This is a genomic window from Saccharibacillus sp. JS10 (genome assembly GCF_024436065.1).
Taxonomy (GTDB): domain Bacteria; phylum Bacillota; class Bacilli; order Paenibacillales; family Paenibacillaceae; genus Saccharibacillus.
In genome coordinates this window covers 380,795-393,371 of the sequence record NZ_JANFNS010000004.1, presented here as the reverse complement: position 1 = coordinate 393,371, position 12,577 = coordinate 380,795, and the positions used below count along the sequence as shown (strand labels likewise).

The window sequence follows — 12,577 nt, the reverse complement described above, 5'->3', positions numbered from 1 at the left end:
ATAGGTTTACTTGCTTTCGGCTGCGTAGTACTTTGCCAACTCGACCATCATACTGCCCATACGTTCTTCTTGCGGCGCAATCACGCGCTCGATTCCTTCTTCACGAATCGATTGCGCGGTAACTTTGCCCACGGCTACGGCGACCACTTCATTTTCGAATGAAGCTCGCAAACCTTCTTCCAAGCCGCGCTCTGCCGCATGTGAAATCAAAAATCGGACTTGCGGTGCACTGGTGAATGTGACGGCATCGACTCGATTGTTCAAAATATCGTCCAACAACTCATGCAATTGTTCCGTTGGCGGTGCGATATGCTGATAAGGAAGAATCGTGCGCACCGTTGCGCCGCGTTCTTCCAGCCAAGCGACCAGACGTGGAGCCGGATCGCCATGAAGCTGTACAATTACATTTTTCCCGGCAAAATCATGATCGCTTAATTCACGCAGCAATCCTGCCGTACTGCCGTCGTCGTCGCGCACAAGTGGAGACAATCCGCGTTTTTTAAGTGCGTTAACCGTTTTATACCCGCGAGCGGCAACATTCGAATAAGCAATCGCTTGAATAAAGGTTTCTTCGAGTTCCATTTCTTTGGCTGTATTGATCAAAGCTTCCAGTCCCATACCTGTGGTCAAGATCGACCATTCCGGCTTTAAGCGAATCCATTCCGAAATGCCGCCACCCAGTTCAGGTTCGTCCAGAAATACCGTTCCTTGAGCGGGGCGGATCAGCGCCGTGCCTCCCATTTTGGTCACAATCGTACTTAACTCTTCTGCTTTTCGTGGTCCCGTAATCGCGATACGCTTTCCTTCGAGCCTTTTTGCCAAGCTGTTCGCCCCTTCCGCTTTCTTTCGTTATAGAAGGCAATTCTAGCGCGGCTTTGCCGCTTTTCACCTATTTTCGCTTTCCTGACCTCAAATTGCAACTGACGCTTGAATCGTTATACTTATATTTGCGAATTCGAAAAATTACTATCATATCCTTTGTTTCTTTTCCGATATATAATTAACAGATTCAATAACCTTCGTATTTCAAAGAAATCGACTTTGCATGACCTACCGGCAAAACGTTTGATTTCTTTTTACTCCTACCTGTTTTGTTAACTTCAAAGCAATTGACCTTTATTCATTTTCTCCTGTATATTGTAAATTACTAGCAGTAAAAGAATTATATGATACCCCTTTCATTTAAATAGACTCTGGCAACATGGGCGAGGTGCAGATATGCAAACGACAATGACTTTGCGTTCGGAAATCGAAAAAGGGATTGCGGATCTTGGAATGAACTTTTCAAGTTTCGGCGAATTATCCGGCATCAACCGAGGGATCTTTAGCGCCATTTTGAACGGAAACCCTCCAAAACCGATTTCCCTGAATCAAATGGAAGCGATTACCCGGGCATTCGGTTATCCGGAAGGCTGGATGTTCGATCTTTATATCGAAGAATGTTTCTACGACGGCAAGCCAAACCGCCGACGCGTCGAACCTTTCCTGATCCGTTGCGCTGAACTGCATCGCATGGACTGTATCCAAGAAGTACTGTCTCGCTTACTCGAAGATCTTAAGCACGTCTCGATGATTTTCGATATTGCAGAGACTTTATTTTTGTCGGGTCACGTACAGGAGTCTTTGGTGTTTTATGAATGTGTGGTGGAGAACGAGAAGTACCATCATTCTGAACGGTTAGCGATCAGTCATTATCGATTGTTCCGAGCTTCAATCGGAGAAGATAATGAACAAAATCTTCGTGCTGCTTTAAGGTTCGAACCTTTTTGTGGAAAGTTACCGGACCACCATCGTTTGGACGGATTGCTTCAGTTGACGAATATTTACTTTAATTTAGGAAGATGGAAAGAAGTTGAATTCTACGCTGATGAACTCCGAATCTTTGCAAACCATATTTACCAAGACCAAATTCAAAACAAAAAAACGAAAATTAAAGACTACCTTCAAACAGATCGTCACTTAGTTGTTTACTATGGACAAGGATATTTGCAAAAAGGAAATGCATTAGAGCATCAAGGAAAATACGATGCGGCGATGGAATATATCGAAGGGTACTCTGATTTAAGTTGGTTTGAAAACTTAGATGATGTTGGAAAAGTGGAAGTTGAAAAATTTAAAGATTGGGCAACAGCCAATCGTCTAAATCTTGCACTACTAAAAGGCGACTTTTCTGTTTTAGAAGAATATTCTTCTTTTTTGGAAAAACATCCTCACGAACTTTTACCTAGCGTTCTGACTATACTTGAATCTGCAAATAAAAATAACTTTAAAATCGAGGAAATTTTAACAAAATTCTTGCCTATGATTACAGAAGACAACGATGATAATTATTATAGCTCTTCTTTTGTTGCAAACAGACAAGCAAATCTTTATTATCAGTTAGCGTTATATAATTTTAGAAATAAAAAGAAAAAAAACACAATTGAGTTCACTTTACAAGCTTTGGATTTATCTATTAAACTAAACAATAGAATTGTGTCAATGAATTCTATTGCATTGTTTGAAGAAATGAGAAGCGAAGCTCAAGTTGAACAAATTAAAAGTTATGAAAATTTAATTAGGACGGTGTATTTAAATGCGTAAATATCTCAGCACACTGGCTCTTTCGTTGATTGTAGCTGTTACTCTTCTGGGTTCCTCATCTGCTCCTATTTCTGGATCAACAAATGTGAATTCTAACGGTTCAGGTGGTTCGCCTACTATACAATTATTTTCAAACGGTTCTGGCGGTTGATTCAAACTTCAAAATTGATAATACTGCAAAAGAGAGTTATTTAGCTAAAGTAGCTAAATAACTCTCTTTTTTGACTGCCCCGCACGATCCACCATTTTTATCCCTTCCCACAAAAATGCTATACTAATATCGCTCAATACCCTTGATTCACTTTAAACAGCACCATGATTCAGCTAGAAAACGGATAAAGGGTTCTTGTCGAAGGAAGTTACGTATGGGTCAGCTATTAAAGATAGATGATAAGCGTTTCACTATCGAAGCTTATAATTAATCAATTACGATAGTCGCAATGTTAGTCGTACGATGTCGCTATCTCGAATACGTGATCTCTTTTTTCAAATTTCGACGAGCCATCCAATGTGTTGGCTTTTTCATTTTACTGACCGAGGTGCTTCATATGCAGATCTCTAATCCACTACGCTCGGCGATCAAACAAAATATGCGTAAAAAAGGATACAATTTTTCGATGTTGTCGGAAAAGTCCGGTATTCCTCGCGGGTCGCTTAGTCTGATCTTTGTAGGCGGAGGATCTAGGCGCAGCCCGGTTTCTTTTCAGCATTTAATTAAAATTTCAAAGGTGCTCGGATTGCCGGAAGATGCCTTTTTTGATTTGTATATTGAGGAATGTTTTTTGGGGGGAAGACCCAACCGCAGTCGTATTGAGCCTTTTCTAAAACGTTGTATTGAACTTGGTCATGCGGACTGTATTGAAAAGGTGCTGCAACGTCTAAATGGTGAAGCTCGTTATATGCCGATTTTATTTAAAATTGCCGAAGAACAAAATAAAGAGGAAACCAATCCGGTTACCGCGCGTTTATATGAGTATCTACTGATTCATAATAGCGATCGCTACTCGGTAGAATATGCTATTTGTCGATATCGTCTGTTTTTGCTGCAGCTTAACGATGACGAAGAAAATAACTCTCGTGTACTTAATGCTTTCTCGCCTTACTGTGATAAACTACCGGACGGACTAAAATTGGAAGCGTTGACTATTATGGGCGGGTTGTCTTTTAACCGCATTGAGCCTGACGAATTACAAAAAATTGCGGATCAGTTAATTGCGCTATGTCACGAGTTATTTGGATCGAAAGATCAGGCGCCCACTCGAACATTGTCTTCCGAATATGCTCTTGTTCGACCTGCGGCGGTGTACTACAGTCAGGGATATGTAATGAAACAGATTGCTCTTTGCGAAACTGGCGAATATCAACAAGCAGAAGTTTATTCGGATTTCTATGAAGATCTTTCTTGGTTATCCGGTTCCGATCCAGAGATGAAACAGGTCATCGCCGAACTTTCTCTTTTCGCTTATGGGAACCGCGTAGGATGTCGACTGCTGGATGGTAACTTAGACCTTTTGCCTGAATATGCTAGGTTGCTGGAGATGTATCCTCAAGAGCGAATACCGGGTCTGATCGTTCTGCTCAAAACAGCGAATACGTACCGCATTTCGATTGATGAATATTTACCGAAATTCCTGATGGATCTTCAACAACTATTGGACATGCAAGGAAAAATGTATACCAAACAAGTAGGACGAAATCGCTGTGCTCGTATGCTGCATCAGCTATCGATTTATCATTTTAATCAAGGTAGAATCGAAGATTCGTTACAAGCGGCACTTCAAAGTTGGGAATTATCGAATCAGTTGAACAATCAACGGATGTTTCGATTGCTCGCTTCACTCGCTTTGATGTACAGTGAGCACGCTGACGCATTCGACCTCTGAGAGGTGCAACATGGAAAAATCATTCAAACTACGTTCGACGATTGAACAAGAAATGGCAAGACAAGGACATAATTTTGCAACGTTAAGCGAAAAGTCCGGTATCAACCGCGGAGTATTCAGTGCGATTCTAAATAGTAGTCCGCCGAAACCCATCTCTTTTCACCAATTGGCTACGATCACAGAAGCATTGAATATGCCGCCTGGATGGTTGTTTGACGAATATATGAGCGAATGCTTTTATGATGAAAAACCGAATCGAAGAAGAATTGAACCTTTTTTGCTTGCTTGTGCGGAATTAGGAAGAACAGATTTGATTCATTGTGTGCTAAAAAGATTGTTGGAAGATCTGAAATATCTGCCTTTTGTTTTCGAAACAGCAGAATGTTTGTTCATGTCGGGCAAAATCCTTCAATCTATCTCGTTCTACGAAGTCGTAGCCGAACATGAAAAACATCAGCATTCTTTGCGGCTATGTATCAGTCGATATCGTCTGTTCCGCGCCCGTCTCGGCGAAGATGGAGAAGAAAACTTGAAGCTTGCTGTTCAATTTGAACCTTTTCGAGAATTCTTGCCGATCTCACTCAAGCTTGATGCCCAACTTCGAATCAGTAATCTTTATTATGAACTTGGCAAATATACCGAGTTGGAACATATGGCAGATGAATTTTTTGAAACGGCTTTGAATCGTTACAACGAGTTGCGGAGCCCGGATTTCAAAGATACAGAGCCGGATTTCAAAACGATTCCCGACAAATCTTTACTTTTTTATTATGGAAGCGCGTTGCTGCTTAAGCAGTTGTCCTTAATTGAGCAAGAACGTTATGAAGAAGCTCTTCCTTATAGCGAGATGTATGGGGATCTGAGTGATTTCGAGATTACGGACGACGATACAAAGCAAGAGATCGAAAATCTCAAAATTTTCGCATTAGGCAATAGTCTGCACGTCGAACTGATGCTTGGAAATTTCGATGTGCTAGATCGCTATATTAAATATATGGATGATTTCCCGAACGAAGCTCTACTCTGTCTGGTCAACGTGATTCGTGCAGCTAACCGGCATAATGTGGATATCGATTCATTGATTGAAGAACGTTATGTACCGCTCGATATTTATTTGGAAGAGCATCCGGACGGTTATTATCCGTTAAGAATCACACGCAGTACATTCGCAAGTCTGCATTATCATCTTGCCGTGTATTACCATAGGCAAGGTCGCCGAGAGCAATCTTCTGCTCATGTACGCGCATGTTGGAAATTATCGCAAGAAATGAATAATCAACAGCATTTCCGTCAATTGGCTTCGTTGCTATCTTTACCGCCAAAGTTCGTAATTCAGCCTTATCCAGCCGAAAAGTTACAATAAAAAAAGCCGCTAAACAGAATTCCTTCTGTCTAGCGGCTTTTTGCTAAATTTGCGATCATTTTTATTGAGCCGAACCGGTCTCAATCTTAATTTCTTTAACGTATTCTTGCGGCTCAGTCATGGTGAATGATTTGGCGAACAGATCTGCAATCGGTTCAATCGTCACCATCATGCTACCGCTTAGATTTTGCATCGCGTAACCGAGATCGACCGTCTTCGTATTGGCTGTATCTTCGCCAGTCTGAATGGTCATTTCCGAACTTCCTTTTGTTAAAGTTGCGACAACGTCACCTTTACGCAACTTCACAACGCTGCTTCCATCGAATCCAAATTCAATGCCTAGTGCAGCCGAAAGTTCTTTGATCGGCACCAAGATTTTGCCTTCTCGAACCTGAGCCGGTACGCTGAACTTCGCTTCTTCTCCGTCAACATAGACGAACAAGCTGAAAGCTCCGCTCTCCATATCGACTGCCAAATGATCAAGCTGGCTTTGGAGTTCTTCATTGAATTTGTCTACATTTTCTGCCGTGACGCGATTTTTGTTGTCTACAATATCTTGAAGAATCCGTTCGTTAATCGCTTGGCTATGGTGCGACAAATCTTTGTACTGACTCAGATCGTAAGTGATCGAAGTGTCTTCTTGGAAATCGTATACTTTGACATTCGGATATTTGCTGAATTGCTCAAACATATACTTTTTCATCGCATACTGGTTTTCGGCACGTACCGGATTCGTTTCTGCCCAGACTTGCTGACGCAAAATCGTATACGGCGGATAATAGAACGTGAACTCCGTATCCGGGTGTTCTTGCACCAGACTCAGTACATATTTGTTGAATACGGCTTTTACGTTGTCGAGCGAGAACTCGTTTTTACCGTAGCCGATTTCTTTCGTTCTCGCTTTTTCCCACGTCTGAAGGACGCCTTCTTTGCTATACTTCGCGGATTTATCCCAGTTACGCAGCGTATCCAGATTACGGAATGCTTTGGACTGATCCTCCGGCGTCGTGAGCGCTGTCCACGCTTGCTTGAGGTTCGAAATATTGAACAGGTACTCATAATCGTTAAACGGATTATTGTCGTACATGTACATTGGCATATTTTCAGACTCTGCATCTACGTCTTGACGCATCGCAAAGTAATCCAGACCCCATAGCACTTGCTTCACTTGCCCTGTATTTAGCGCAACGTTGCCGACTGCGTGTTGCTCCATAGCGGTCGAGCCTTCGATCGACAACTTCATCACTTTGCCGCCGAGAACACTCTCGACGTAAGACGGTACAAAGTTTTGCGTCATCGAGCTGCCGAGAACGATCGTATCGTAATCGTAACTGCGCGCAAGACCGGCATTTTGATACCGTTCTTGCGAGGAATACAGCGGTGTATACAACGTTGATTTTCGGTACATTTGCAAGGGATCGACGACAAACATAAACGTGCCGACCAGTAATGCGAACACAAGCGCACTTGCGACAAATTTGATTAAAAACTTGCGATAACCTTTGTTATCCATAACTTTCCCCCATGACGAACCGAACCCTTATTTTAGAAATTGAAGTACAAGAATTCGCTGATTTGGTTGAAATACAGAAGCGAAATGACGAAGATCGCACCTGCAAATACAGCACGTCCCAACGTCGGCTTGAAATTTTCTGTCAATTGAATCGAGTTTTTGGCAAAGAATGCGATCAGTAGCGACACCACGACAATCGGAAGACCCGCTGTTAACAGATCCGGTGGAATCACGACTCCGCTCATGCCGAACATGCCTTTAAGAATACGTACGCCATCCGACCAATGCTCCGCACGGAAAAAGACCCACGCGATATTGACGAAGTTAAAAGTAATAAACCATCCAACGTACTTGTTCATTTTGATTCCGGTGAGTTGCCATAGACGCTGCACGACTTGTGCGGCTCCGTGCATGGCACCCCAGATGATAAACGTCCAACCGGCACCATGCCAAAATCCGCCGATCAAAAACGTTAAGAACAAGTTCACATAGGTGCGTGTCGTTCCTTTGCGGTTTCCGCCGAGCGGAATATAAATATAATCTTTCAAAAAACGGCTGAGCGTCATATGCCATCTTGCCCAGAAGTCTTTGATACTCGTGCCTTTGTACGGCGAGTTAAAGTTGATCGGCAACTTGATATTGAACATCAGACCGAGACCAATCGCCATATCGGAATACGCACTGAAGTCAAAATACAACTGACCCGTGTACGCAAGCGACGTCGTCCATGCTTCAACAAAATGCAGCGATTGCCCGCTATCGAAGCCTGCTGTTGCAATAGGCGCAAGCAGATCGGCGATCACGACCTTTTTGAACAATCCGATACAGAAAATAAAAATACCGCGCGAAATGTTATCGGCACGTACCCGTTTGCCGTCTGGATCATCAAACTGCGGCATCATTTCTTTGTGGTGCAAAATCGGCCCTGCAATCAGATGCGGGAAAAACGTAACGAACAAGACGTAGTTTGCGATATTGTACTCTTTGACTTTGCCTCGATACGCGTCCACCAGATAAGCCAGCTGCGTGAATGTAAAGAAGCTGATGCCAAGCGGAAGTGCGATATGTAAAAGCGAGACATCTTGGCTCAATAGCCCATTATAGTTTTCGATAAAGAAGTCGGCGTATTTGTAATAAGCCAGCAATCCTACGTCACCGACTACGCCTAAAATCAACAACCAACGTCCTTTGTGATTGACGCCATCGGAATTGATATGGCTGAGTCCGCGTCCAACCAGATAGTTAAATGCAATCGAACCTAAAATCAGCGGCAAATACCGGGTATCTTCGTAAGCGTAGAAAAACAATGAAGCCAAAGCCATCCAGATCTTAGCACTGTTATAAAATTTAAAACGATTCAATAGAAAGTATCCGATAAATACGATCGGCAAATACGCGAAAATAAACTCGTACGAATTGAAAAGCACGTCTTCCCTTCCTCTCTTGATCTCACGGTATGATGATTGCGAGATTTACCTAATCCGACTTTAAACAAGCCGACTTGCCTAAAACTTGTATTTTCGACACACCGACCATTATACCTACTGAGCATAGGTCTAGGCAACGGAATCCAACGAAATATAAAAAGCCTATCGAAAAAGAATTCGATAGACTGGAGTTTTTTACGATTTTTCAATAGTTGTCAGCATCGCCGGCGATGCGACTTCCTGTGTCGGTTGTACAATTGGAGCCTGTTGGAAGACCAAAAACAGCGACCGATGCAGCATCATGGCATTGCTTACGATAAATAGCAATGTGCCTACAATTCGAATATGATCGGTCAAGAAAAAGAAACAGCCGACAAAAGAGATCACCAGCGGAACGAGCATGCCGAGTGCAACGCCGTCTCGCGAGCGAATCGCAGGAATCACACGAACAATCAACGTATGTACGCTACCTGCAATAAAAAGCAAAGTGCCGGGGTCAATATCCCGTGCATAAAAGAAACAACTTCCTGCACTATAAAGCATCAAAGGCAGAAGTTCATGCAGCATTCCGATCCGGAAAGAACGGGTGCAACCGGAAAACATGCGTAGCAAAGTTACGGCATACACCGACAAGAATAGGATACTGCCCCATTCCATATTTCCGGCAAGAAAAAGCAGGCTGCCCGTCAAATAGACGGCGTTCGCAGCGACGCCGCGCCATAAGGCGTTACGTTCGCTGTTTGAGCGGGATCGAGAGTGACGATTGCGCCGGTTGTCCGGCGGCAAAAAGAACGGCGAATTGGACGTAAACGTACTGTCCATCGCAAAGGTAGGTAGGTGGTTTGGCACGGTCGCCATCTGTCGTATCCCCAATACATGATGATAATTACTACAGAAGTATATCGTAAAATTTGCTCCGCAACATAATAGCGAAAATAAATTTTTTCATGTTTATTTTTCGGGGAAAAATGATAGCGATCTCAAGATAAAAAATCAGGTTTTGTCAGGTTCAAAAACCGCTCCCAACCTTCTTGCAAATTTTGCTGTGCCCAGGCTGTATGTTCGTCGCCAAAGCCTCGATAATAACACTCTACACGCATGACTAAATCCAGATACAGGGGGTAGATCGCACGGCGAATATCTTGCGAACGAGTACTCCCTTCTGGAAGACTCTCAGCTTCGCCTCTATTCGCTAGATCCGCGGCATTAAAATCATGCTGGATTCGAGCATCCGCTTCTCTGTATCCTTGCTCAAACGCCTCGGAGTATCCGAATTTGCCGAAACCGTATTCCATTAGCGGATCTGCCCACAATGCGCGTTCGAAATCGATCAGACCTTCGACATGCCCGTTTTTCACAAATACGTTGCCCGCCCATGAATCCCAGTGGAGCAATCTAGGCGTGCGTACCTCAAGCAGCGCATCGCGATGAAGCTCCAATTGCTTCTGCAAATCGTCATAACTCATCGGAAGCTGTAGTCCGGCATCTTTTCCGTCTTGCATGACGTCTTGCATCAAAGCAATAAAAGACTGATCCCATGCAGAAGAAGAAACTCCGCTGGGCAAGTAGTAGCCGAACTGTGTACCCGTAAGCGTATGGATCTGCCGGAAATAGCCACCTAGTTCCCGGTCAATGGTATCGCGCTCATTTTTCGGCAATTCTTCGCGAATCTTGTCGTAAGAATTCCCTGTTAATTTCTCCATCAAAAAGTATTCGCAAGGCACTAGACTTTTGGAATCGTCATAGACGTAAATCTCAGGAAGCGGAACCGTGCCTAGGCTTTTTACGCGCTTCATCACCTCTACTTCGGTTCGCATCAATCCGCGTTCGCAGCGCATCCGTCCTTCTTCGGACTCTGCTGCGGCTTTGAGCACCGCTGAGCGACCATCTTGCAGTTCTAACACATAAGCGGAATTCGCCCATCCTTCGCTTAATTCCTCAGCAGATCGACACCCGCATCCAAACGCCGCTCGCACAATACGGTCAATCTCTTGCGTTGTGAAACGTCTTTTCGTTACGCTCTCCATCTGTTGCTCCTTTCTCATACCGCGTCATCCCTATTCATCGCCGTATGATACCAATTTTTTAAAATTTAATTTTTGTATTCATGCTTGATTGATTAAGTGCTTGCCCAGGCTGGCTTTTTTCGAATCTTACTCTCTTACTTCGCGATCAACCTCTACATTCCTTGCTCAAATCAAAAGTTTCAGTTTCGGTTCAGGCAACCGGGGTAAAATAATAACGGAATTCAGAACCATTCCCATCTATTTCTACATCTTTTTGTAAGAATCGTTTGTTAAGTTCGATTGTCGTCACGTGTCAGCACCTAGAAATCGCAACCTATCCAACGAGGAGGAATGACCATGTTTATCCACATGAAAGAATTGCAGTATCACGCTAAGCCGGAGAAGCCCGATCCGATTTTCGCTAAAAAGCTTCAAGAAGTATTGGGCGGTCAATACGGAGAAATGTCGGTCATGATGCAGTATTTGTTCCAGGGTTGGAACTGTCGCGCCGAGCAGAAATACCGCGATATGCTTCTCGATATTGGTACCGAAGAAATCGGTCACGTCGAAATGCTTACCACGATGATTGCGCAGCTTCTTGAAGGTGCTCCTGTGGATCAGCTTGAAGAAGCAGCGAAAGATCCTGTAATCGAAGCGACGCTTGGCGGTATGAATCCGCAACATTTGATCGTATCCGGTCTGGGCGCAACGCCTACCGATAGCGCAGGCTTCCCGTGGAATTCCAGATATATTGTAGCAAGCGGCAATCTGTTAGCGGATTTCCGTGCGAATCTAAATGCCGAATCGCAAGGCCGTCTTCAAGTCGCGCGTCTGTACGAAATGACGACCGACCCTGGGATTCGTCAAATGTTGGGCTTTATGCTTGCCAGAGATACGATGCACCAAAATCAATGGATGGCAGCGATTGCCGAGATCGAAGCGATGGAAGGCCCGATCGTACCGGCTTCGTTCCCACGCGACCTCGAAATGAAAGAAGTCGCTCATCAGTACATGAACTTCTCTCAAGGCGAAGAAAGCGCGGAAGGCCGCTGGGCAAAAGGGCCGTCGATGGACGATCAAGGCAAATTCGAATACGTGGCGAATCCGAAGCCAATGGGCGAAAAACCTGTACTGAAACCGGCTCCTGATTTTACTTTCTCTCGTCCAGGCGCGATTCCGAAATTGACGAATGAAGGTCAACATGCGGGGAAAGGTTTGCTGTAGATTATTAAGTTGATGAAGTTGCTTTGGCGTTAGAAGTGAGTAGACTCCGAGAGAAATTCGTTTCGATCGCTTGTTGAAATTGGGAAACTTTGATTGAACTCTTGATAGGAGGTTTCTCAATTTCAAAGGCGAACGCTAACGCTCCTGCACTGAATTCCCCTCTCCGTCTCCTCACTTCCAGTCACGTTTAGGCTTATTAAGTCAACCGCTCCTTTTTGAAAGGGGCGGTTTTTGGTTGTCTACGCTCCGAGTAGGAAGCGGAATCAGACCATATGGGCTAGGCTAACGGATTGTATGTCCCTTAAAGGCAATATGCAACCCATTTTGGATTTTTAACGGATCGTATGTCCGTTAGCGTGCTTCTTTGCGGCTTTTTATACCGAAAATCAAGCAAATCTAGTTTTAAGGGTCTGCTGAATCCGTTAGGATTCTCAGAAGCGCTGAAATCTTCGCTAAGCGTCGTCTGAATCCGTTAGAATCTGACGTTGCCCAGATTCATCGGACGCTCCGCTTGGTTGTAAGCGAAAAAGGGACTGCTCACAGTGGAGCCGTCCTTTTTTCGCTTATTCGATTTGGCT

General features: G+C 44.0%; 9 protein-coding genes. 4 read left to right on the top strand and 5 right to left on the bottom strand.

Going from position 1 to position 12,577, the window contains the following annotated elements:
* Positions 1-6: 6 nt before the first annotated feature.
* Entirely contained in the window at positions 7-822 is an 816-nt protein-coding gene (locus tag NOM90_RS14545; protein ID WP_255942889.1) for a uroporphyrinogen-III synthase, read from the bottom strand.
* Between the two features lie 396 nt (positions 823-1,218).
* Between NOM90_RS14545 and NOM90_RS14540 the strand changes: the two genes are divergently transcribed.
* From NOM90_RS14540 to NOM90_RS14530, 3 genes are all read left to right on the top strand, one after another.
* Complete coding sequence (locus NOM90_RS14540; RefSeq protein ID WP_255942886.1) at positions 1,219-2,583, top strand: DNA-binding protein; 1,365 nt, start codon at positions 1,219-1,221, stop codon at positions 2,581-2,583.
* 548 nt (positions 2,584-3,131) lie between these two features.
* Complete coding sequence (locus tag NOM90_RS14535; protein ID WP_255942884.1) at positions 3,132-4,466, top strand: helix-turn-helix domain-containing protein; 1,335 nt, start codon at positions 3,132-3,134, stop codon at positions 4,464-4,466.
* Between the two features lie 10 nt (positions 4,467-4,476).
* Positions 4,477-5,829: a helix-turn-helix domain-containing protein gene (locus NOM90_RS14530; protein ID WP_255942882.1), complete on the top strand. Its 1,353-nt coding sequence runs from the start codon at positions 4,477-4,479 to the stop codon at positions 5,827-5,829.
* 61 nt (positions 5,830-5,890) lie between these two features.
* On the opposite strand, the gene NOM90_RS14525 is transcribed toward NOM90_RS14530, so the two are convergent.
* The 4 genes from NOM90_RS14525 to NOM90_RS14510 form a co-directional block, all read right to left on the bottom strand.
* Positions 5,891-7,342, bottom strand: coding sequence for a stalk domain-containing protein (locus NOM90_RS14525; RefSeq protein ID WP_255942880.1), 1,452 nt, complete (start codon positions 7,340-7,342; stop codon positions 5,891-5,893).
* Positions 7,343-7,374: 32 nt separating this feature from the next.
* Positions 7,375-8,769, bottom strand: a complete 1,395-nt coding sequence (locus tag NOM90_RS14520) for an MBOAT family O-acyltransferase (protein WP_255942877.1) — start codon at positions 8,767-8,769, stop codon at positions 7,375-7,377.
* 195 nt (positions 8,770-8,964) lie between these two features.
* Positions 8,965-9,627, bottom strand: a complete 663-nt coding sequence (locus NOM90_RS14515) for a hypothetical protein (RefSeq protein WP_255942876.1) — start codon at positions 9,625-9,627, stop codon at positions 8,965-8,967.
* Positions 9,628-9,749: 122 nt separating this feature from the next.
* Complete coding sequence (locus NOM90_RS14510; RefSeq protein ID WP_255942875.1) at positions 9,750-10,814, bottom strand: phosphotransferase family protein; 1,065 nt, start codon at positions 10,812-10,814, stop codon at positions 9,750-9,752.
* Between the two features lie 318 nt (positions 10,815-11,132).
* Between NOM90_RS14510 and NOM90_RS14505 the strand changes: the two genes are divergently transcribed.
* A complete protein-coding gene (locus NOM90_RS14505; RefSeq protein WP_255942874.1) occupies positions 11,133-11,999 on the top strand; it encodes a manganese catalase in 867 nt (288 codons plus the stop codon).
* Positions 12,000-12,577 lie beyond the last annotated feature (578 nt).